Annotated in this window: 20 protein-coding genes; 12 read left to right on the top strand and 8 right to left on the bottom strand. The window is 66.6% G+C overall.

All coding sequences use genetic code 11. From position 1 onward, the window contains the following. Positions 1 to 13 precede the first annotated feature (13 nt). Positions 14 to 856, bottom strand: a complete 843-nt coding sequence (ppk2, locus tag DTA22_RS25900; protein WP_037238121.1) for a polyphosphate kinase 2 — start codon at positions 854 to 856, stop codon at positions 14 to 16. A 25-nt stretch (positions 857 to 881) separates the two neighbouring features. Continuing rightward, positions 882 to 1280 carry a DUF7144 family membrane protein gene (locus tag DTA22_RS25905; RefSeq protein WP_037238123.1) on the bottom strand — a complete coding sequence of 133 codons (399 nt, stop codon included), beginning with the start codon at positions 1278 to 1280 and terminating at the stop codon, positions 882 to 884. Positions 1281 to 1499: 219 nt separating this feature from the next. Here DTA22_RS25905 and DTA22_RS25910 point away from each other — a divergent pair, with 219 nt between their 5' ends. From DTA22_RS25910 to DTA22_RS25955, 10 genes are all read left to right on the top strand, one after another. After that, positions 1500 to 1715 (top strand): three-helix bundle dimerization domain-containing protein, encoded by a 216-nt coding sequence (locus tag DTA22_RS25910; RefSeq protein ID WP_037238125.1) that lies wholly within the window; start codon positions 1500 to 1502, stop codon positions 1713 to 1715. A gap of 90 nt (positions 1716 to 1805) precedes the next feature. Then, positions 1806 to 2255: a DUF6325 family protein gene (locus DTA22_RS25915; RefSeq protein ID WP_037238127.1), complete on the top strand. Its 450-nt coding sequence runs from the start codon at positions 1806 to 1808 to the stop codon at positions 2253 to 2255. Positions 2256 to 2318: 63 nt separating this feature from the next. Then, complete coding sequence (locus tag DTA22_RS25920; protein WP_112301388.1) at positions 2319 to 2696, top strand: SHOCT domain-containing protein; 378 nt, start codon at positions 2319 to 2321, stop codon at positions 2694 to 2696. A gap of 562 nt (positions 2697 to 3258) precedes the next feature. Then, positions 3259 to 5943 carry a LuxR C-terminal-related transcriptional regulator gene (locus tag DTA22_RS25925; RefSeq protein ID WP_245973402.1) on the top strand — a complete coding sequence of 895 codons (2685 nt, stop codon included), beginning with the start codon at positions 3259 to 3261 and terminating at the stop codon, positions 5941 to 5943. Positions 5944 to 6034: 91 nt separating this feature from the next. Beyond that, on the top strand, positions 6035 to 6259 hold the full coding sequence (locus DTA22_RS25930; RefSeq protein WP_112301390.1) for a hypothetical protein: 225 nt from the start codon (positions 6035 to 6037) through the stop codon (positions 6257 to 6259). A gap of 82 nt (positions 6260 to 6341) precedes the next feature. After that, the gene (locus tag DTA22_RS25935) at positions 6342 to 7889 is read left to right on the top strand and encodes a DUF1254 domain-containing protein (protein ID WP_245973401.1); all 1548 of its coding nucleotides are present in this window, start codon (positions 6342 to 6344) and stop codon (positions 7887 to 7889) included. A 98-nt stretch (positions 7890 to 7987) separates the two neighbouring features. Continuing rightward, positions 7988 to 9241, top strand: a complete 1254-nt coding sequence (locus tag DTA22_RS25940) for a cation:proton antiporter (protein WP_112301392.1) — start codon at positions 7988 to 7990, stop codon at positions 9239 to 9241. Positions 9242 to 9290: 49 nt separating this feature from the next. Further along, a complete protein-coding gene (locus DTA22_RS25945; RefSeq protein ID WP_009476839.1) occupies positions 9291 to 10247 on the top strand; it encodes an SCO6745 family protein in 957 nt (318 codons plus the stop codon). A gap of 47 nt (positions 10248 to 10294) precedes the next feature. Beyond that, positions 10295 to 11842 (top strand): DUF1254 domain-containing protein, encoded by a 1548-nt coding sequence (locus tag DTA22_RS25950; RefSeq protein ID WP_112301393.1) that lies wholly within the window; start codon positions 10295 to 10297, stop codon positions 11840 to 11842. 170 nt (positions 11843 to 12012) lie between these two features. Then, positions 12013 to 12432: a potassium channel family protein gene (locus DTA22_RS25955; RefSeq protein WP_157174040.1), complete on the top strand. Its 420-nt coding sequence runs from the start codon at positions 12013 to 12015 to the stop codon at positions 12430 to 12432. 72 nt (positions 12433 to 12504) lie between these two features. Here DTA22_RS25955 and DTA22_RS25960 read toward each other — a convergent pair whose 3' ends face one another. The 4 genes from DTA22_RS25960 to DTA22_RS25975 all read right to left on the bottom strand — a co-directional run bounded on the left by DTA22_RS25960 (position 12505) and on the right by DTA22_RS25975 (position 16826). Next, complete coding sequence (locus tag DTA22_RS25960) at positions 12505 to 13035, bottom strand: DUF1269 domain-containing protein (RefSeq protein WP_009476842.1); 531 nt, start codon at positions 13033 to 13035, stop codon at positions 12505 to 12507. Between the two features lie 242 nt (positions 13036 to 13277). After that, a complete protein-coding gene (locus tag DTA22_RS25965; protein ID WP_112301394.1) occupies positions 13278 to 14354 on the bottom strand; it encodes a 3-hydroxyacyl-CoA dehydrogenase in 1077 nt (358 codons plus the stop codon). Positions 14355 to 14409: 55 nt separating this feature from the next. Further along, positions 14410 to 15342 carry an alpha/beta hydrolase gene (locus DTA22_RS25970; protein WP_112301704.1) on the bottom strand — a complete coding sequence of 311 codons (933 nt, stop codon included), beginning with the start codon at positions 15340 to 15342 and terminating at the stop codon, positions 14410 to 14412. Between the two features lie 14 nt (positions 15343 to 15356). Then, positions 15357 to 16826 (bottom strand): flavin-containing monooxygenase, encoded by a 1470-nt coding sequence (locus DTA22_RS25975; RefSeq protein WP_174233878.1) that lies wholly within the window; start codon positions 16824 to 16826, stop codon positions 15357 to 15359. A gap of 159 nt (positions 16827 to 16985) precedes the next feature. Between DTA22_RS25975 and DTA22_RS25980 the strand changes: the two genes are divergently transcribed. Together DTA22_RS25980 and DTA22_RS25985 are read left to right on the top strand one after the other, a co-directional pair. Then, positions 16986 to 18233 carry a PucR family transcriptional regulator gene (locus DTA22_RS25980; protein ID WP_176582588.1) on the top strand — a complete coding sequence of 416 codons (1248 nt, stop codon included), beginning with the start codon at positions 16986 to 16988 and terminating at the stop codon, positions 18231 to 18233. 176 nt (positions 18234 to 18409) lie between these two features. Continuing rightward, entirely contained in the window at positions 18410 to 20125 is a 1716-nt protein-coding gene (locus tag DTA22_RS25985; RefSeq protein WP_112301397.1) for an alpha/beta hydrolase, read from the top strand. A 19-nt stretch (positions 20126 to 20144) separates the two neighbouring features. Here the strand turns inward: DTA22_RS25985 and DTA22_RS25990 are convergent, their stop codons facing one another. Together DTA22_RS25990 and DTA22_RS25995 are read right to left on the bottom strand one after the other, a co-directional pair. Next, positions 20145 to 20975, bottom strand: coding sequence for an alpha/beta fold hydrolase (locus tag DTA22_RS25990; RefSeq protein WP_112301398.1), 831 nt, complete (start codon positions 20973 to 20975; stop codon positions 20145 to 20147). Then, a complete protein-coding gene (locus DTA22_RS25995; RefSeq protein WP_112301399.1) occupies positions 20972 to 21418 on the bottom strand; it encodes a MaoC family dehydratase in 447 nt (148 codons plus the stop codon). Before DTA22_RS25995 ends, DTA22_RS25990 begins: the two co-directional genes overlap by 4 nt. Positions 21419 to 21428: the final 10 nt, after the last annotated feature.

Genomic DNA, 21428 nt, shown 5'->3' on the forward strand with positions numbered 1-21428 from the left:
CTGCGTTCGGTCCTCAGTAGGGTGTGGGGATCCAGTGCAGGGGTTGCCTCGGCGGTGTGTAGCCGTGCGGGCCCCGCCGATCCGGCAAAGTGATGTCGGGGCGTTCCAGGGGTTCGTAGGGGATCTGGCTCAGAAGGTGGCTGATGACGTTGAGCCGTCCGCGTTTCTTGTCGTCGTTGACCGCGACGTACCACGGCGCCCAGCCGGTGTCGGTGAAGTGGAACATCTCGTCCCGGGCCCGCGAGTAGTCGTACCAATGGGTGTACGACTTCAGGTCCAGGTCCGACAGCTTCCAGACCTTCCGCGGGTCGTCGATCCTGCTCTGCAGGCGCAGCGTCTGCTGGTCCTCACTCACCTCCAGCCAGTACTTCAGCAGGATGACGCCGGAGTCGACGATCGCGCGTTCGACCGTCGGGACGAGTTGGAGGAACTGCTGCGCTTGCTCCTCGGTGCAGAAGCCCATCACCCGTTCGACGCCCGCGCGGTTGTACCAACTACGGTCGAAGATGACGACCTCCCCGCCGGACGGGAGGTGCGGTAGGTACCGCTGCACATACATCTGCGACTTCTCGCGATCCGTCGGGGCGGGTAGGGCGACGACACGGAACACGCGCGGACTGACCCGCTCGGTGATCGCCTTGATGACGCCGCCTTTCCCGGCGGTGTCGCGACCCTCGAAGACGATGCAGATCCTCGCATCCGATGCTTTCACCCACTCTTGCAATGCGACGAGTTCGCAGTGGAGCGGACGGAGCAGGCGGCGGTACTCCTTGTTCTTCATCGGTGCGCCGGGCTCGGCACCGTCCGGTCGGGGCAGATCGATCCCGGATTTCTCGTGCTTCGATTTCTTACCCACGGCTTCGACCCCGGCTGCCTGCGGCTCAGTACCGATCCGGCTGCCAGGTCGACAGGGCCCAGATCACCACGACGTCGAGCGCGATGATGAGTACCGACCACCACGGGTAGTACGGAAGCCACAGAAAGTTGGCGAGTATGGAAACGGCCGCGATCACGATCGCGGACACCCGCGCCCATCCCGCTCCGGTGAACAGTGCGAGGCCGACCGCTGCGACGAGCACACCCAGCACGATGTGGATCCAGCCCCAGGTGGTCAGGTCGAACTTGTACACGTAGTTCAGCCCCGTCACGAATACTTCGTTCTCGGCGACCGCGGCGATTCCTTGGAAGAACTGGATGATCCCGACGGTCACCATGATGATGGCCGCCCCGATCGAAGTGCCTGCCGCGACGCCCTGCTTGACTGACCTTGTCTCGGACATGACCGTCCCTTTCCCTACCGCGAGCCCGGCGGCCCGGTACCTCACATTGTCCGTCATTTCCACCTGGTGATAGTCGGGAAACTGTATTTCCGGACGGTGCCCCGGATACTGGATTCATTCCAGACGCAGGGACATTCACGGTCCTGGCGCCGAACTGAGTTGTTCCAGAGGCCGTTTCGTGTCTTGACGCTGGTTACGCAGTGGGAAGACGATGGTGTGATGATCGGTGACGACGAGTTGCTTCAGATCGAACAGGTCATCGAGCGCCTGACCACTCGTTATCCCACAGTGTCACCCGTGGACATCGAGCACATCGTTCGCACCGTTCACAAGCGGCTCGCGAAAGGCAGAATCCGTGATTTCGTCCCCCTCCTCGTGGAGAAGGCGGCACGACGCGAACTGTCGGACCGCGCAGCGACCGAAGCGGTCAGTTGACCTTGTGCTCTAGTCGCCGTGGCCCGTCGGGTGGATACTGACCAAGAGCCGTGTGGCTGTCGCTGCTGTCTTCAGAAGAGAGGTTCTGCAGTGAACGACACCGATTTCGACGAACTCGGGCCCATCGACTATCTCGTCGTGGAGTTTCCCGCCGACCGCAGACCCGACGGATCGGCGTTGCCCCTTCTGGTCGATCTGGTCGAACGACGCATCATCCGTGTGCTCGATCTGATCTTCGTTCGCAAGGAGGCCGACGGATCGCTGGTGGGGATGGCCATCGAGGACCTCGGGCTCGAGGGTGGTGTGGACGTGACGCTGTTCGCCGAGGCGGCGACGGGTCTGATCGACCGAACAGACCTCGAGGATGCGGCTGCCGTACTCGCCCCCGGGTGTTCCGGAGCCATTCTCGTCTACGAGAACTGCTGGGCCGCACCGTTCGCCTCCGCACTGCGCCGCGAGGGCGCGCAGCTGGTGGCCTCGGGGCGGATCCCCGTTCAGGGGATCCTGGCGGCGCTCGACGCGCTCGACGCCACCAATTGAGGTTCGAGGAGGCCGGAATCCTGGCCTTCTGATCGGAAACACCGAGTGGACGGAGCGTCGAAAATGGAAGGTTTCTGGGAGTTCTTCTGGTTCATCTTCGTCTGTTTCGCCTTCGCGGCCTATTTGTCCGTGTTGTTCTCGATCATCACCGACCTGTTTCGGGACCGCGAGACTTCGGGGTGGGTCAAGGCGATCTGGATCTTCTTGCTGTTCGTCATTCCCTTCCTGTCGGCACTGGTGTACGTGATCGCCCGCGGCGACGGCATGGCGAAGCGGTCGATGGCCGCCGCTCATCTGGTGAAGCAGGCACAGGACTCCTACATCCGGGACGTCGCCGGGAAGTCTCCGGCGCAGCAGATCGGGGACGCCAAGGCGCTGCTCGATTCCGGGGCGATCACCGACGCCGAATTCCAGGCGATCAAGACGAAGACACTGACGTAGCGTCGGTCGGCGGACGGCCGAGCGGAGGAGCGGTTACAGCGCTGCGCGCGAGTAGGCCGCACCGATGATTGTGCAGCGTAGAGGAACTCGCAGCTCGCGGTGGCACTCGCTGTTCGCCGGGGGGTTCGAGTTCACCAACCCGCCGCCACTGAACTGGACGGCTCGACCGGCGACCCGGCGAAATCGAACTTGCACCCTGACCCCTCGTAACCGGATACATTCTCTGTCCCGCAACAGGTTTGCTCTGCTATCGGATTCCGACGTGGGCTCGGCCTCAGCCGTCCGGGGGCCGGGCGGTCAGCTTTCTTCGCGGCGACGGTGGTTCGTCTGGTGATGGCGCGTCTGACGGTGCCATGCCAGATCGCCGAGCCGACGGCAGGACAAATACGGTGCGAGGTCGGGCAGTCTCACCTGTGGTCTGGTTTCAGTCTTCGCGGCCCGGTCGCCGGTCGCATCCACCGAATTGGTGACGACCTGGGAAGCATCGGAGTTCAATGGAGGGGTCGAGCGATCACCCAGAATCGCCTCGGACGGACGCCGGTGCCCCATGCAGAACCCTGCAGTGCCTGATCCCGCGGTTCCCGATCGCAGGGGTCCCGGGTCCCTCGACCCGCAGCACCCGCGCCGCCCTGCATGTTCGGGTGACCCGCTGCTCACGGCCCGGTTCGCGGTCCCGGCGGCCCCGAAGATCCTCGTCCGCCGGCAGGGGCTGCTCGACCGGCTGACCGCCGGAACGGGCGGGCCGGTGACGCTCGTCGCCGGACCGGCCGGCGCCGGCAAGACGGTGCTCGCCGCCCAGTGGGCCCGCGAGCACACGGCGCTCCCACGCCCGGTATGGCTGACCGTGGAACCCGGCGACGCCCCGGGACTGTTCTGGGCCTATGTGCTCGAGGCGCTGCACCGGGGCGGGGTACTGCCGGTCGAGGTCGGGCGGCCGGCGCGGGCCGAGCAGGTCGACCACTCACTGCTGGTGCGCCTCGCCGACGCGTTGGCCGCCTCCCGGCAGCCGGCGATTCTGGTACTCGACCAGTTCGATGCGGTGTCCGCACCCGAGATCGCCGCCGGCCTGCACTTCGTCGTCACGCACGCAGCCGGCGTGCTGCGGCTCGTGCTCACCACCCGGACCGAGCCTCTGCTGCCGTTGCACCGCTACCGGGCGCACGGCGATATCACCGAGATCCGCAACGCCGACCTGATGTTCACCCCCGCGGAGGTCGAACTGCTGCTGCGCTCGCACGGGCTGGAGATCTCGCGGGCGGATGTTGCACTGCTGGCCGAACGCACCGCCGGCTGGGCCGCCGGGCTGCGCCTGTCCGCGTTGGCGATGCAGCGCAGCGCCGACCCGGAGGCGTTCATCGGCGCATTTGCCGCGGACCGCACCACGATCGCCGACTACCTCCTCTCGGAGGTGCTCGCCGCACAGCCGCCCGCGGCGCAGGAGCTGCTGCTGTGTGCCTGCATCACCGACCGGATCCACCCCGAACTGGTGGACCTGCTCACTGGCCGTGGCGACGGCGACTGGACCCTGGCACGCCTCGCCCGCAACCACGTCTTCCTCGATCGCGTCGACGGATCGGCCTGGTACCGGCTGCATCCGCTGTTCGCCGAGGTGCTCCGCGCGCACCTCTCCCAGCGGTACCCCGGCCTCGAACCCCGTCTGCGCGCCCAGGCGGCGCGCTGGTTCGCCGATACCGGGCGCGTCGCCGATGCCGTCACACAGGCCGCCGCCGCCGGTGACTGGCAGTTCGCCGCCGGTCAGCTGGTCGACAACCTTGCGGTCGGCCGGCTCCTCACCGGACTCGACACCGCACGACTCGCTCACGCGTTCGCCGCGATGCCGGCGGACCTGCCCGGCGCGGCTCCGGCGCTGGTGGACGCCGCCCTCCGACTCGCCGATGAAGACCTGACCGGTTGCACGGCCGCGCTGACCCGGGCCGATGAGTTCCTGCGCGCCGGGCCCGCGGCCCCGGCACCCCAGCTGGTCCGTTCGATGGTCGGGGTGCTCGCGGGACGGGCCGCCGGCGATCTGGCGGCCACCCGGCAGGCGGCAACCACCGCCGACCGGCTGCTCCACACGGTGCCGCAGCCCCTGCGCGGGCAACACCCCGAGATCCCCGCGATGGTGCTGGGCGGGCTCGGCTCGGCCGAACTCGGCGCCGGCCATCTCGACCGCGCCGAACAGATACTCACCGACGCGGTCACCGCGAGCGAGCAAACCGGAACCGAACAGCCGCTGCGGGATTCGCTGGGCTCCCTCGCCCTGGTCGAGCTGCTGCGGGGACGTCTGAGACAAGCCCTGGCACACTCGCGCCGAGCGCTCGCCGTCGCCGAGCGCTCGGCGGTGCCGCCGGACGACCTGGTCCGGCTCAGTCACCTCGTCCTGGCCGGAGTCGCGGCCGAACACGACGACCGCGTGGCCGCCCACACCCATCTCGACCTGGCAATCGAGCCCGGATCCCGGCCCGACCCCATGACGACGGCCACGGCCGCCGTCATCTGCTCCCGGCTTGCCACCGCCGACGGTGATTGGCGCGGCGCCCTCGAGATCCTGCGCACCGCGGAAACAGCTCTGGTCCACCCCCCGCCGCAGTGGGCGGCGGATGAATTGGTCATCGCCGCATCCTGCGCCCACCTCGCGCACGCCGACACCCGGGCGGCCCTCGATGTCCTCGACGCCGCACCCTCCGGCCGTCCGGAGCACGCCGTGGCACGGGCCCGGGTACAGCTCGCCACCGGTCACGACACCGCCCGCGCGCTGGAAGTCCTCGCGGACGTGCCGGCGGGCACATCGGTCCCGACCCGGGTGCAGGCGTGCCTGCTGCGGTCCCAGGCCGCTGCCGACGACGGGCACACAGACCAGGCCCGCCGACTGCTCCAGCAGGCGCTCGGCCTCGCCCGCCCGCAAAAGTTGCGGCGGGTCTTTGTCGAGAGCGGACCCTGGGTGCACCACTGGCTCCGGCAGAACCCGCAACGCGCGAACGGACACGACTGGCTGCCCACCCCCCTCGACCCTGGTCCGCTCCCGGCCGACGATCTGGCACTGCCCGCCGTGATCGAGTCCCCGACCCCACGAGAACTCGACGTGCTGCGCCAGGTCGCGGCGATGCTGACCACCGAAGAAATCGCGACAGAACTGTCGATCTCGACCAACACCGTCAAGACGCACCTGCTGCGCATCTACCGCAAGCTCGGCGTCACGCGCCGCCGCGAGGCCGTCCATCGCGCCCGCGACCTCGGGATTCTGTAGCGGCGGGTCGCCCATACCGGGTGATCCCAACAGGTCCGGGCGGGGCAGATGATGAAGACAACTCGCCTTCGGCTCCGAGAAACGAGCTCACATGCGTTACGAATTCCGTGTCGCTGGCGTCGTGTCGCAGGCACTGACCGACGCCTTCCCCGAACTCGACCACGTCCGCATGCCCGATCAAACCCTGTTCTTCGGTGCCGTGACCGACGAAGCCCACCTGTACGGGCTGCTCAACCGGTTCCAAAACCTCGGACTGCAGGTCCTCGAGATGCGGCAGGTCCCCGCCTCACGTGCCGGCCCACCCTCGAACGAATGAGCGTCTTTCGACACCGGACCTGCTCGCGCCCCGCCCGCCACAACGCATTCACCGCCTGACCATCCGAATCGGAGAAACCCAGATGAGCATCGACAGAAAAGTCTTGGAATCGCTCTCCGCCCCCGATCACCTCGAGACCCCATTAGGGGCACTCGAATTCACCGACGGCGCCCCGTCCAAAGAAACCGTGGAGAAGGCGTATGACCACCTCGATCTGATGCACGGAGTGAACGTTTTCCTCAACGCCTTTCCAGGAGCATCCACCTGGGCGATGCGCCAAGGTTTCCTTGGTATCGGCGCCGAAGACAACACGGTCGTGATGTTCTCCGAACTGATGGATTCCCAGTCCCTGTTCCTGACCGCCAACGCCGACACCGTCTATTACCTCTCGTTCGTGGATCTCACTAGCGGGCCGATGGTGGTCGAGACGCCGCCGATGGCGTTGGGCGTCTTCGACGACATGTGGTTCCACTGGATCATCGACTTCGGCCTCCCCGGCCCCGATCGGGGCGAGGGCGGCCGGTTCCTACTCCTTCCCCCGGGTTACGACGGGCCCCTGCCCGACAGCGGATTCCATGTGGGCCAGTCGCAGACCAACCGCGCCCTGCTGCTCGGCCGGTCGTTCATGCAGGACAGCGACCCGAAGCCGACGGTCGAGGAGATCAAGGACCGGCTGAAGATCTACCCCTACGTGCCGGGTACATACGGGACCAGTGTCGCGACATTGCTGGAAGGAAAGGTCCCCCCGGGAAAGTCGGCGACGCCGCCGAAAACCAACTTCGTCGAGGCCAGCGGGAAGGCGTTCAACACCATCCCGCCGTCCGACTTCGGTTTCTACGAGACGCTCAACGCGATGGTCCAGGAAGAGCCCGCCACCGCCACCGACCCAGAGACGATGGGACAGCTGGCCGCGATCGGGATCGTCAAGGGTGAAAAGTTCGACCCGGACGAGCGGATGCGCAAGATTCTGGAGGAGGCGGCCGCGGTGGGCCATGCGACCTCGCGGTCGTTGATGTTCGACGCCCGCGAGTCGGAGGGACATATCTACTACCCGGGATCGGCGTGGACCGCCATGCTCTTCCCCGGGGGCTACACCTTCGAAACGCCGCCGCCGCTCGTCACCGAGGAGGGCATCAAACCGTTCCCGCCAGGCGGCGCGAAGAAGCTGCACCTGCGGACGTTGTTCTTCTACGGCTACACCGGCATCACCCCGGCGATGTGCATGCGCCTGACCGGTATCGGATCGCAATACCTGGTGGCGTTCAAGGATTCCGAGAACAACTACTTCGACGGCGCCAAGCACTACACGGTGACGCTGCCGCCCGACATCCCTGCCGCCCGGTTCTGGTCGGTGACCTTGTACGACAACCAGACCCGGTCGATGCTGCAAACACCGCAACGCTTCCCGAGGTCCGGCAGTCAGAGCTACCCCACCCCGTCCGCCAAGGCCGATGCCGACGGGTCGACCACCGTACACATCGGCCCCGAGCAACCAGACGGCGTGGGCGGGGGCAACTGGGTCCAAAGTGATCCGGGCAAGGGATATTTTGTCATCCTGCGCCTCTACAGTCCGCTGGCGTCCTTCTTCGACAAGACCTGGCGACCCAGCGAGGTTGACCAGGTGCGTTGAGGCGGTGGCACCGTGACATGGGCATTGCTCGCAATCGCGGGTGTGCTGCTACCTGGAGACCCGGCGAGGTTGACCGGGTGCGTTGAGGCGGTGGCACCGTGACGTGGGCATTTCCTGAAATCGCCGGCGTACTGCTCGTCTTCGCCGCCATCTCCGGCCGCATCGAGGGCACACCGATTACGGCCCCGATCGTCTTCACCGGCAGTGGCCTCCTACTCGGGGGCATATCGGTGGGGCTGATCGACGTCGAGTCCACCGGCGAGATCATCAAACTCCTCGCCGAGGTGACGCTGGCACTGGTGCTGTTCTCCGATGCCTCCCACGTGGACCTGCCCGCACTTCGCGCCGAAATCTCTTTGCCCGCACGACTGCTCGGCATCGGGCTGCTGTTGACCATCGCGGCAGGTTTCGGCGCCGCGGTGGTGATGCTCGGCGACCTCGCCTGGCCCGAGGCGCTGCTCCTCGCGGTGATCCTCGCCCCCACCGACGCCGCGCTCGGGCAGGCCGTGGTCACGCTCCCGCTTCTCCCGTCCCGGGTACGCCAGGGCTTGAACGTCGAGAGCGGTCTCAACGACGGGATCTGCGTGCCGCTCTTTCTGATCGTGCTGGCGATCGCTCAGGCCGAGTCGGGGGCGATCGGGGGCGGCGCGGCCGTCCGGTTGGTCGCCGAACAGATCGGGTACGGCATCGTGGCCGGCCTCGGCGCCGGGGCGGTCGCCGCCACGATCCTGATCACCGCCCAACGGCGCGGAACGATCGACCCGTTGTGGGCGCAGATCGTTCCCGTCGCCGCCGCCGTGCTCGCCTACACCGTCGCCGTGCCGCTGGGCGGGTCGGGCTTCATTGCCGCGTTCGTCGGCGGACTGACCTTCGGGACCATCCGCCGCCGCAAGGCGGCCGGCAGTGACGGTGCGGGTCTCCTCGACGAGTCCGGGGACCTGTTCAACGCCGTGACCTTCATCGTCTTCGGCGCCATCCTGCTAGGCCCCGCCCTCGGTCACCTGTCCTGGGCGGTGCTCGGTTACGCGGTGGTGAGCCTGACCGTCGTCCGCATGATCCCGGTGGCGTTGTCGATGATCGGGATGCACGCCCGCGCAACGACCGTCGGCTTCATCGGCTGGTTCGGCCCACGCGGGCTCGCCACCATCGTCTGCGCCATTCTCATCCTCGAAGAACCGGGCGAACTACCCCACGAGGAACTGCTCCTGACCACCGCGATCGTCACGATCGGCCTCTCGGTCCTGGCCCACGGACTCAGCGCCTCGCCGCTGGCCAACCGCTACGCCACCTGGTTCCGCAACAACCCCCGCGGTGAGACACAACCAGCCCAGCAAACGACACCCTCGACATGACACATGACACATGACAACCGGGCACCGAACACACAAGGGAGAAGATCCGATGGCCACAGAATTCCGGGAGAGGGCCCGCCGGCTGCGCAACGCACTCGAACCCGTGGCGGCCGGGGTGTACTTCGCCCCCGAGGCGCACGCGGCGTACGAGAAACTCGGTTTCGCGGGCAGTCCCGTCACCCACGAAGGCGCCGCCCGCCCGGAAATGACGGCGTACTTCACCAGCCGCAGCGCCTGCATGGGCGACGTACCGGGGGAAGTGGTCGCCGCCGCCTTCGGCTGCTTCAACCCGAAGGCCGTCGTGCCCGCCGTCGAGAAAGGACGGCAGCTCGCCGACCGCGAAACAATCCTCGCAGCCCGGGAAAAGGGGGCGACCGCCATGCTGGCGCGGGTGCTCGGCGATAAGCCCGAGGGGCTCGCTCGGGTGACCGACCTGCTCCGCCGCGGCGCCGACGCGGCCCGGTGGGAAGCGCACCCGATCTACGGGGGCCTGCGCTCGCTCGGCTTCCCCGGCACCCCGATCGGTGACTTGTGGCGGGCGGCGGACCTGCTGAGGGAGCACCGAGGCGACAGCCACGTCATCGCCTGGGCGGTCGGCGGCGTCGACGCGGTCGAGATCCTCCTGCTGACCGAACAGTGGTGGGGACTCCCGGCCCGCGCCTACGCCCCGACCCGCGGCTGGAAAGCGGCCGATATGGACGCCGGCTTCGAGCGACTCGAGAAACGTGGACTTGTGACCGGCGACGAGAAGCTCACCGACGCCGGCCGCGCATTCCGCGAGGAAATCGAGGTCCGCACCGACGAACTCGAACGGTCCGTGCTGGACGCGCTCGGCGACGACCTCGACGAACTGCTCTCACACCTCGACCCCTGGTCCGAGGCCGTCGTCGCCGCCAAGTCCTACCCCAAGCGGATCGCCGGTATCTACAACGTCGGCGGCGGGCCGCATTTCGGCTCCGGATTGACCATCGACACCGCGGCCGAAAAGTATGAGAACAAGGCATGAACCGCCCTGGCCGATAGCCAGCGTTAAGAGTGGAAGGGAACCGTCAGATGAGTGTCGACCGAAAAACCCTGGAATCGATCTCCGCACCGGACCGCATGCACACCCGCCTCAACGCCCTGGAGTTCACCGACGGCGCGCCGGCCAGGGACACAGTGGAGAAGGCGTACGACCACCTCGACTTTCTCCACGGAGTGAACGTCTTCCTCAACGCCTTCCCGGGAGCATCTACCTGGGCGCTGCGCCAAGGCTTCCTCGACGCCGGTGCCGAGGACAACTCAGTACTGCTCTTTTCAGAGCTGTTGGATTCCCAGTCGCTGTTCCTGACCGCCAACGCCGACACGATCTACTTCTGGTCGATCGTGGATCTGAACGGCGGGCCGATGGTGGTCGAGACACCGCCGATGGCGTTGGGCGTCTTCGACGACATGTGGTTTCACTGGATCAGCGACTTCGGACTGCCTGGCCCCGACCGGGGCGAGGGCGGCCGATTCCTGCTCATCCCGCCGGATTACGACGGTCCCCTGCCCGACAGCGGAGTCCATCTGGGCCACTCGCGGACCAACCGCGTCATGATGATCGGCCGTTCGTTCATGCAGGACAGCGACCCGAAACCCACGGTCGCGGTGATCAAGAAAACGCTGAAGCTGTACCCGTACGTGCCCGGTGGGTACGGCACCGCCGTCGCGACCCTCCTGGAAGGGAAAGTCCCGCCAGGGAAGTCGGCGGCGCCGCCGGAGACCCGGTTCGTCGAGGCGAGTGGGAAGGAGTTCAACACGATTCCACCATCGGACTTCGGGTTTTACGAACTGCTCAACGCATTGGTCCAGGACACACCCGCCACCGCCACCGACGCCGAAACCCTGGGACAGCTGGCCGCGATCGGCATCGTGAAGGGTGAAAAGTTCGACCCGGACGAGCGGATGCGCAAGATCCTGGAGGAGGCGGCCGCGGTGGGCCACGCGACCTCGCGGTCGTTGATGTTCGATGCCCGCGAGGCGGAGGGGCACGTGTATTACCCGGGGTCGGCGTGGACCAACATGCTCTTCCCAGGCGGCTACACCTTCGAAACGCCGCCGCCGCTCGTCACCGAGGAAGGCATCAAACCCTTCCCGCCCGGCGGTGCGAAGAAGCTGCACCTGCGGACGATGTTCTTCTACGGCTACACCGCGATCACCCCGGCGATGTGCATGCTGCTGACCGGCATCGGGTCGCAATACCTGGTTGCGTTCAAAGATAGCGAGAACGCCTATTACGACGGTGCGAAGACGTACACGATGTCGTTGCCGCTAGACATTCCAGCGGCCCGATTCTGGTCACTGACCTTGTACGACAACCAGACCCGGTCGATGCTACAAACACCGCAGCGCTTCCCGAGGGCCGGCAGCCAGAGCTACCCGTCCCCGGCCGCCGACGCCGATGCCGATGGGTCGACCACGATCCACTTCGCCCCCGAGAAACCGGATGGTGTCGGCCAGGGAAACTGGATCCAAACCGACCCGGACAAGGGATTCTTCATCATCCTTCGGCTGTACAGCCCGCTGCAATCCTTCTTCGACAAGACCTGGCGACCGAGCGAAATCGAGCGGGTGCAGTAACGCGGTAGGGAAGTCTTCCGCGAGTGTCCCAGGGAGGCGACCTGATGTTCGACCACTCACCGGCGCCGACACGCGCGAGCCGGCGCGCACAGCTGCGCGGAGCGATTCTGCGTCCGATACTGACAACGGCACTGCTACTTGCGCTGTATTTTACTGTGCCACTGGACAATGTGAACGATCCACGGAGCTGGCTGCTGCTCGTCGGGGCGATTTGCGTGTTCGGTGCGGTGACCACGTGGCAGTTCCGCCGGATCCTGCGATCGCGGTACCCGGTGCCCCAGGCCGTCGAGGCGATCGCCACCGTCCTGCCGCTCTACCTGCTCGGATTCTCGATCATGTACTACCTGATGGCGGCGGTGAACCCGGGCAGCTTCTCGGCCGCGCTGTCCCGGATGGCGTCGCTGTATTTCACCGTCACCGTCTTCTCGACCGTCGGATTCGGGGACATCCTGGCCGTCTCGGACACCGGGCGGGCGGTGGTCACCACCCAGATGGTCACCAACCTGGTGCTCTTGGGGATCGGCGGCAAACTCCTCTACGGCGCCATCGAGCGCTCACGGAAGCGCCGAGAGCCCACGGACCCCGTCTAGAAGAATCGGGCTCGCCCTCGACGTCGTGCGACCGGAGGCGCGAGGCGTCGAACCGTCGTGTCGGTGCAATTCTCAGGACTTGGATGCCTCGTCGATCTCCTTGCTGACCTGCTCCGTGTCCGCCTCGAGCTGCTTCTTGGTCACCTTGGAGGCGCGTTCGAGCGCCTTCTCGACGCGCGCCTCGAGGTCCGTCGCCGCAACGACGATCAGTCCGCTGTCACCCGCGTCGAGCAGCTCACCCACCTCCTTGAGGTCGGAGCGGCTCATCCCGGCCGCGACGTGCCCGCCGAGGGCCCCGAGACCAGCGCCGCCGGCGCCACCCAACAACAGCCCGGCCCCGAGCCCTACGGCTGGGAACAGGGCAACGAGCGCACCCCCGACCAGGCCGATGCCGAGTCCGCCCCAGGCGCCCTGCCGGGTCGGCTGCTCATGCTTCTTGACTATCTTGACCTTGCCTTTGTCCGTTCTGGTGATGACGGCGGCGTCGTAGGTATCGACCAGGCCCGTCTCGACGTAGAGCTCGTGCACGGCGTCGTAGTCGGCGATCGCGGCGTCCTGCGAGTCGTAGGTCGCCGCCAGGAGGGCGAATGTATCGAGGGCCATGGTTTCCTCCAATTGATGTGGATGACGGTGGGTCAGTGAAGGCGCGGGCTAGGTCGGCCACCAGGCCGGTGGGTCGCCCGGCTCGGCCAGTAGTTGGCCTTCGCGCGGAATGGCTCCGACCAATCGCGGATATCGATTGACGTCACCTCGATCCGGTTGTGCATGCTGTAGCCGCCTCGCATTGTTGTCCGGCATCCAGCCTCGACACCCGCAGCGCCGGTCACATCCCCCGAAACGGGTGACTACCAGGCGACCACCCGGGTAGTGGGTGCGTGCTCATGAGGCTTACCGACATGTCGCGATTGCTCGTCGGGGTTGTTGACCCCTGTGCTGCCACATCGCGCCGGTGGCCTATTGGCCGACGTGTGGAGCAGTAACGCCTTTTCCGCAATGTCGGAGGCTGCGGAAATGTCTGGGGGAGAAAGGAAGTCGTCGGTGCCGTAGGCGGGATCGGGATAGTTGTAGTATCCCCGTCCTGTCTGCAATCCCAGCAGACCCTGATCGAGGAAGTTCTTCTCGATGTAGTGGGCATTCCGGAGCATCTGCTCGTCGTTGTTCACATGCCCCCAGTGGTCGAGAACATTGAACACGGTGGTCATACCGACGACGTCCATCAGCCCCAATGGGCCCATGGAGCAGCCTCGATTGACGATCATGTAGGTGCGGTCGACGTCCTCGGCGGTTGCGACATCGTTTGTCACGAGGGTTTGTGCGGCATTCAGCAGGGGAACGAGCCAGGTATTGATGGCGTACCCATTCTGCTGCTTCTGTATCGGGACGGGGACCATGCCGATTTCGATTCCGAACTCCGTTGCCGCGATCAACGTATCTCGCGCGGTTTCCGGGTGCGCCATGATCTCCACTGCATTCAGTTTCCAGATGAGATTGGCGAAATGCATCGCGCAGTATTTTTCCGGACGGCCGGTCGCTGCTGCAAAGTCCTGCGGCAACAATGTCGACGAGTTCGTCGCGATCAACGTGTGTTCGGGGAGGTGCGGTGCCATGGTCTCGTAGACGCTGGTCTTCACGTCGGGCCTCTCCGATACCGCTTCGATGACCAAGTCTGCATGCTGAACGGCCTCGGAAATATCGGTGCTGTAGGTCAACCGTTTCCGGGTCTTCGCGATGTCCTCGTCGGTGGCGGCGACGTCCACGCGGTAGATGTCGGCGTACATTTCGTGCGCAGCACGGCAATTGTCGATGGCCTTCTGGTGTAGGTCGTAGACGACTACGTCCTTCCCTTTGAACGCGCTGTGCCATGCGACCTGCCCGCCGAGGACGCCTGCGCCCAATACGGTGACCCGATTCAGGTCTGACATAACTTCTCCATTCGTGTTCGGTGATGCATATTTCTGATGTGCGGTGGGTGCCGTCTCACATCGTCAGCGACGGCGTGCTGCGGACGGGGTCGAGGACTCGGTGCAGAAAGGCGAGCTGGTCGGCCAGTGCCTGCTGCTGCCAGGGCCCCTGATAGACGTCGAAGTGATCGACGGGGTACTCGCGCAGTTGCGCGAGAGGACCGGCCTTCGCGGCGGTCCGGCGCGCCGCGTCGGGCGGCGCGATGCGGTCGCGCGTGCCGACCTGCACCAGGATCGGGCAGGTGAGATGACGGGCGAAGGTAGTGGGCCGGTTCAAACCGACCTCCAGTGCGGTGCGTGCACACACTTCGTTGCGCCAGGTCGCGCCCGCCATGGAGGTGTAGGCCTCCTCGGCGCCAGGCGTGCTGATGATCGCCGCCGACCCGGGCTGACCGACCACCGGAACGTGGTGCGGCGCGCGCTTGGTCAGCACACGGGCGACGTCCCGCAACCCGTGTCCGGTGGCGCGAACCAGCTGGCCGGGGCCGGCGTAGCGGGCGATCTGCACCAGGGCGGCCAGCCCGTCGGTGGCCGGTGTCATGGAAACGACCGCCGAGACGCGCCCATCCTCCGCCGCGACCGCGATGACGTGACCACCGGAGTACGACGTCCCCCACAGTGCGATCCGGTCCGGGTCGACGCCCGGCAGGCGGCGGGCCGCATCGATCGCGGCACGGTAATCCTGTCGCTGACGCCGGAACGAAACATCCTGGCGTGGACTGCCGTCCGAGTCACCGAAGCCGCGGTAGTCGAAGACGAACGCATCGATGCCTGCCTGAGCGAATGCCTCGGCGTAGCCCAGCAGGCCGGTGTCCCGGGTGCCGCCGAAGCCGTGTGCCATGACCACGCACGGCCGGCCGGGTTCCCGGTCCGGCGCGTCGGTGGTGGCCGAAACGTGCCAGGCCGCACAGGTGACGCCGTGGCTGGTGAAGGTGATCTCGTTCTTCATCGTGCTCACTCCGATCACGAGGCCAGCAGAGCCGGCTGGCTGGCGGTGAACCGCAGGTCGCGGTCCTCGATCGGCCCCTCACGCAGCCGCTCGACGTCCTTCTCGTAGGCCATCGCGGCCGTCCACGGGCCGCTGGTGCCTGCACGGGGGAACGCGGCGACCGCACGCTGGACGTATCCGGAGGTGAGGTCGAGCAACGGGACCCGTTCCATGCCCGGATCGGTGAGGACCGGTTCGACGGTGGTGTAGCCGCGCTCGTCCATGTGGTCGAGCAGTCGGCAGAAGTGCTCGCTGATGAGGTCGACCTTGAGCGTCCAGGAGATGTTCGTGTAGCCGAGTGCGAACACGAAGTTCGGTAGGCCGCTGAGCATCATCGACTTGTAGACGGTCGTGTCGGGCGGATTCACCGGCTCTCCGTCGACTCTGATCTGGATCGCACCGAACGCGAGCATGTTCAAACCGGTGGCGGTGACGACGATGTCGGCCTCGAGTTCCTGGCCGGACTCGAGCCGGATCCCGGTTTCGGTGAAACGCTCGATCCGGTCCGTCACCACCGAGGCCTGGCCTGTCGAGATCGCCTTGAACAGGTCGCCGTTGGGCACCATGCACAGGCGCTGATCCCAGGGGTTGTAGCGGGGGGTGAAGTGGGTGTCGACGTCGAAGTTCTTGGGCAGCTGGCGGCGGACGTTGGCGATCAACAGCTTGCGCATGAGCTTCGGGGAGCGGCGGCAGGCCTTGAAGATCCCGCGGTGCATCATGATGTTCTTGCGCCGGATGATCGGGTAGGCCCGCTTCGGGCCGATCAGCTTGTTGAGCGTGTTCGCGATCGCGTCCTCGGCCGGCAGCGAGAGCACGTAGCTCGGCGAGCGCTGCAACATCGTGATGTGCTGGGCGGTGCCGGCCATCGCGGGGATCAGCGTTGCCGCGGTCGCGCCGCTGCCGATGACAACCACCTTCTTGCCGGAGTAGTCGAGCTCTTCGGGCCAGTGCTGGGGATGAACCACCCGGCCGGTGAAGTCCTCGATGCCGTCGAACTCGGGCGTGAAGCCGGTTTCGTGGTTGTAGTAGCCGGTGCCGGAGAACAGGAATCGCGCAGTGATCTGCACGGTCTCGTCGCTGCCGGAACGTTGCGCGGTCACGGTCCAGCGCCCCGCCGACGAGGAGAACTCCGCCGACGACACCCGGTATCCGAATCGGATGTGCTCGTCGATGTGGTTCTCGGTGACGGTCTCCTGCAGGTAGTCCAGGATGATGTGCGCGTCGGCGATCGCCTTCTTGTGCGTCCACGGCTTGAATCCGAAGCCGAAGGTCGGCATGTCCGAGTCCGAGCGGATCCCCGGGTAGCGGAACTGGGTCCACGTCCCGCCGATCGCGTCCTTACCCTCCAGGATCGCGAACGTCGTGTCGGGCCGGCGGGTCTTCAGGTGGTAGGCCGCACCGATTCCGGAGATGCCGGCGCCGATGATCAACACATCGAAGTCCATGGTCTCCACCTCGGGGATGGTCGTGATCGTCACTGGGGTCTCCTGGTCGCTGTCGTGCGAGGTTGTGATGTGTTTCACAGTAGGTCTGCACCCGCACCCAGCGACATGTCCGCTCGCCTAATCCTTGCCTCCGGCTATGTGCGGTAGCACACTCGTTTCATGACCAGCGGAACGACCCCGACTGTGATCGTCGGTCTCATGGGTGATGTCGCCGAGTCGATGCTCGCCGAACTCGATCAGTTCGTCGAAGACATGGACGCCGAGGAGGTCAAGCTGGCCCCAGCGCTGGGCGCCGATGCAGCAATCGCGGCGGAGATGTCGGCAAGCAACCGCGCGAACGTCGCGCGCCTACTCACTACACTCGCACGCCGCGACGGCCGCGCCGCACCGATCGACGTCCCACCGGAGGCGCTGGATGTGGTCCGCACCGTCGTTCGCCGCGGCATCGACCTCGACGTGATCTTCCACGCCTACCGCCGAGGGCAGAACCTGGTGTGGCAGAGCTTCATCGCGCATGCCGCTCGGATCGTCCCACCGGGCCCGCAGCTCGTCGAGTTGTTGGAGGCGTTTTCGCAGCATCTGTTCGAGTACGTAGACCACGTGATCGGCCGTGTCATTGCCGACGCGCAGCGTGAGCGCGAGGAGGTCCTCGGTGGTGCGCTCGCACGCCGTGCCGAGACCATTCGTCTGATCCTCGACGGTGCCCCGATCGACAGCCGCCGAGCCGGCGAACGCCTGGGGTACGAACTGGCCCGGCGCCATACCGCACTCGTGTTGTGGGCCCAACCGCCCGGCGAGGTGCAGGGCGCGCTGGAGTCCGCCGCCACCAGCCTCGCCCGCGCCGCCGGTGCGCGCCCCCCGCTGACCCTCCCCGCCGGGATCTCGACGCTGTGGGCATGGTTCAGCACCGACTCCGACCCCGCGCTCGACGCACTGCGCGACGCGCTCACCCGAGCGCAACCCAATGTCCGCGTCGCGGTCGGCCCCACCCAGCCCGGCATCACCGGGTTCCGCCGCTCACATGATGCGGCGCTGACCATCCAGCGGCTGCTCAGCGGGCATCCGAGCGGCGCGCGCCTGGCGCTCTACCGCGACCTCGAAGTCACGGCGCTGGCAGCGCAGAACCCAGACCGCGCGGCCGATTTCGTCGCCACGACGCTGGGCCCGCTCGCCGCGGACACACCCAGTGCAGCTCGGCTCCGCGAGACCTTGCGGGTGTTTCTCGACGAAGCCGACAACGCACCCCGCGCCGCCGTCCGCCTGCACACCCACCGCAACACCGTCCTGCAACGCGTCGCGCGTGCAACCGAACTCCTCGGTCACCATCCCGGCGAACGCCGGCTGGCGCTCGAACTCGCGCTCGAGCTCGCCCACCAGATCGGGCCACGGGTCCTCACCCGGACCTGATGAACGATTCAGGATCCCGGGGTCGCGTGCGGACACCGGTCTCACAGGTCGCCGATGACGCCGGGGTGAGCGGATTCGGCCGAAATGCGAACATCCCACGTGGGCTTCGGTGTTCGGGACGTGGTGTGATTGCGGATTGCCGTCGATAGCGACTCTGTGACGGCTACGCTTGGTAGGTGCCGAACGATGTGATCGATGGTGCACCCGAGCGCGAAGCCGGTCCTGTCCGGCCACCCGGGTATCGTCGCTGGCTTCCCGACCGCTATGCCTTCGGGGGGCTGGTGGTCGCGGTGCTGTTCGTGTGGCTGTCGTTGACGCCGACGCTTCTGCCCCGTGGTCCGTTCTTCCAGGGTCTCGTCACCGGCGTATCGGCGGCCCTCGGGTACGCCATCGGGTTCCTCGGCTCCAAGCTGGTTCGTCATCTCGTGCAGCGGGAGGCCCCGACCCGCGTGAAGATCATGGTTCGCCGGGTGGCGTTTGTGGCCGGAATCGTCGGAACCGCGGCGATGCTGGTGTGGTTCTGGGATTGGCAGTCGCAGTTGCGGGCGATCATGAGTGCCGCACCGTTCCCGTGGTTCGGCTATCTCGTCATGGTGTTCGTGGCGGTGCTGATCTTCGTCTTGTTCGTTGCGATCGCCCGGGTGCTGCTGCGGGCGGTGTGGTGGGTCGAACGCAAGATCAGCCGGGTGGTGCCGCGGCGGATCTCGGCGACGGTCATCGGTGTATTGGTGGTGGCGCTGCTGTTCGCACTCGTCAACGGCGCGATGGTGCGCGTGATCATGTCGGGGCTGAACAACTCGTTCGCCGCCGTCAACCAGGAAACCAAGGCGGGCGACGAGCCGCCGACGTCGTCGCTGCGTTCGGGCGGGCCGGACTCGCTCGTCACGTGGGATTCGCTGGGACGGCAGGGCCGCTCGTTCATTTCGCGTGCCCCGACCGTCGGCGAACTGTCGGCGTTCAATGGTGGGCGGCCGGCGCTGGAGCCGATTCGAACCTACGCCGGGCTCGCCAGCGGCGGCGATTCGATCCGGGAGAACGCACAGGTGGCAGCAGACGAACTCGAACGTGCGGGCGGGTTCGACCGCGCGGTGGTGGGGGTGGCGACCACAACCGGGACCGGGTGGATCAACGAAAGTCTCGTCTCCTCACTGGAATACATGTACAACGGCGACACTGCGATGGTCGGGCTGCAGTACTCCTATTTGCCGAGTTGGCTGTCCTTCCTGGTGGACAAGGAGCGTGCCCACCAGGCCGGGGAGGCGTTGTTCGACGCGGTGTACGACAAGTGGAAGGCCCTGCCGGCGGAGACCCGTCCGAAGCTCGTCGTGATGGGCGAGAGCCTCGGCTCCTTCGGTGGCGAAAGCGCATTCGGCAGCGTCGATGATGTCGAGGCCCGCACCGACGGGGTGCTGTTCACGGGACCACCCAATGCCAACGAGATCTGGACGGATGTCACCACGAACCGCGATCCGGGCTCACCCGAATGGCTGCCGATCTACGAGCAGGGCGAGACCGTCCGCTTCGGAGCACGCGCACCGGAGGACCTTCCGCGCCCCGATTCACCCTGGGGGATCCCACGCATGGTCTATCTGCAGCACCCATCGGATCCGATCGTCTGGTGGTCGCCCCAGCTGCTGCTGAGCGAGCCGGACTGGCTGAAGGAGGACCGTGGCTACGACGTCCTCGACAGCACACAGTGGTTCCCGTTCGTGACCTTCCTCCAGGTTGCGGCCGACATGGCGGTATCGACAGGTGTTCCCGACGGGCACGGGCATTCGTACGTCGTCGACATCGCCGACGCGTGGAGCGCGATCCTGCCGCCCGAGGGCTGGACCCCGGCGGACAACGACCGCCTGCGGACCGTGCTTGCCGAGATGGGCGCGGACGGCTGACTGCTGTGCCGGCCGGCGGCTACGGTGCCGTCAGGAAGGACGTGACGGCCGGGATGAGATCGGGTGCATTGGTGAGGATGTCGAGGTGCCCGCCGCGGTGGAGGTGCAGGGTCGCGTGCGGCAGGAGCGCGTTCATGATGTGAGCGTTGGCAATGGGAATGATCGGGTCGTCGGTGCCCGCGAGGATCAGCGTGGGCTGTCGGATGAGGGGAAGCAGCGGCAGGCTCGTCCACGCCGCTCCCGCGATGAGCTGATGGAGATAACCGATGCGCGAGCCCGAGTGCATCTGCTTTCCGAAGACTCGCGCCACGGCTTCACCCCCGAGGCGGGCCGTGCCACCGTACAGGTCGCCGGCGATGGCTGCCGCGTAGCGGGTGTCGGTGAACCGCCTCGGCGTCAGCATCTTCGCGAGCACACGCGGGTGCCCCGGAATCATCAGGGCGCCGGTCCCGGTGGCGACGAGGACGACGCGCCGGCAGCGCCGCGGGTTCTGCAGGGCGAACTGCTGGGCCAGCGCTCCGCCCCAGGACAAGCCGAGGATGTCGACGACATCGACCCCGATCTCGGTGAGGAGGCGGCTCAGGCCGCACGCGAGGGCAGGAATCCCGTACGGGACCGGTGATGCCGGCGAACCCCCGGTCCCGGGGACGTCGAAGCTGATGATCGTCGCTGTCGGGTCCATCGCGGCGACCAGCGGGTCCAGCACTTCCAGGCCTGCTCCGATGCCGTTGCACAGGACCAGGGGCACACCGGTCCCGCGGCGGACCCGCACCCGGATCGGTCGACCACCGACCGGAACAACCTTGTCGTCGAATCGATCGCTCCGGCCGAACAATTCGGTCACGCTCACGTGTAGAGCACCACGACGTCCGCGATGCACACCGGACGCGTTCCGCCGTCGATCTCGTAGGTCAACCCGAAGACTGCCTCGATGCCGGCCGGTTTCCGTTGCGCGGCGATCACGGACACGGTGACGCGCAGCGCGGAACCGACGGGCACGGGCGCCGGGAACCGCACCTTGTTCAGGCCGTAATTGAGGGCGGCGTGCACGCCGTCGACGGTGAGAACTTCGGCGAGGATGCTCGGGGCCAGCGACAGCGTGAGATAGCCGTGCGCGATGGTGCCGCCGAAGGGGCCACTGGCCGCGCGTTCGGGATCCGTGTGGATCCACTGGTGGTCCCCGGTCGCGTCGGCGAACAGATTCACCTGATCCTGCGCAATTTTGAGCGTGCCCGTGGTTCCGATGGTCTGTCCGACGAGCCCGAGGAGATCGGTGGGCTGTGTGAGATGCATGGGTAGGAAT

The organism is Rhodococcus wratislaviensis, from assembly GCF_900455735.1.
GTDB classification, from domain to species: domain Bacteria; phylum Actinomycetota; class Actinomycetes; order Mycobacteriales; family Mycobacteriaceae; genus Rhodococcus_F; species Rhodococcus_F wratislaviensis.

Bases quoted from the DNA above. Each gene is read 5' to 3' on its own strand.
- DTA22_RS25905 (WP_037238123.1), bottom strand. From the start codon at position 1,280: ATGTCCGAGACAAGGTCAGTCAAGCAGGGCGTCGCGGCAGGCACTTCG.
- DTA22_RS25910 (WP_037238125.1), top strand. From the start codon at position 1,500: ATGATCGGTGACGACGAGTTGCTTCAGATCGAACAGGTCATCGAGCGC.
- DTA22_RS25920 (WP_112301388.1), top strand. From the start codon at position 2,319: ATGGAAGGTTTCTGGGAGTTCTTCTGGTTCATCTTCGTCTGTTTCGCC.
- DTA22_RS25930 (WP_112301390.1), top strand. From the start codon at position 6,035: ATGCGTTACGAATTCCGTGTCGCTGGCGTCGTGTCGCAGGCACTGACC.
- DTA22_RS25935 (WP_245973401.1), top strand. From the start codon at position 6,342: ATGAGCATCGACAGAAAAGTCTTGGAATCGCTCTCCGCCCCCGATCAC.
- DTA22_RS25945 (WP_009476839.1), top strand. From the start codon at position 9,291: ATGGCCACAGAATTCCGGGAGAGGGCCCGCCGGCTGCGCAACGCACTC.
- DTA22_RS25950 (WP_112301393.1), top strand. From the start codon at position 10,295: ATGAGTGTCGACCGAAAAACCCTGGAATCGATCTCCGCACCGGACCGC.
- DTA22_RS25960 (WP_009476842.1), bottom strand. From the start codon at position 13,035: ATGGCCCTCGATACATTCGCCCTCCTGGCGGCGACCTACGACTCGCAG.
- DTA22_RS25965 (WP_112301394.1), bottom strand. From the start codon at position 14,354: ATGTCAGACCTGAATCGGGTCACCGTATTGGGCGCAGGCGTCCTCGGC.
- DTA22_RS25970 (WP_112301704.1), bottom strand. From the start codon at position 15,342: ATGAAGAACGAGATCACCTTCACCAGCCACGGCGTCACCTGTGCGGCC.
- DTA22_RS25975 (WP_174233878.1), bottom strand. From the start codon at position 16,826: ATGGACTTCGATGTGTTGATCATCGGCGCCGGCATCTCCGGAATCGGT.
- DTA22_RS25980 (WP_176582588.1), top strand. From the start codon at position 16,986: ATGACCAGCGGAACGACCCCGACTGTGATCGTCGGTCTCATGGGTGAT.
- DTA22_RS25995 (WP_112301399.1), bottom strand. From the start codon at position 21,418: ATGCATCTCACACAGCCCACCGATCTCCTCGGGCTCGTCGGACAGACC.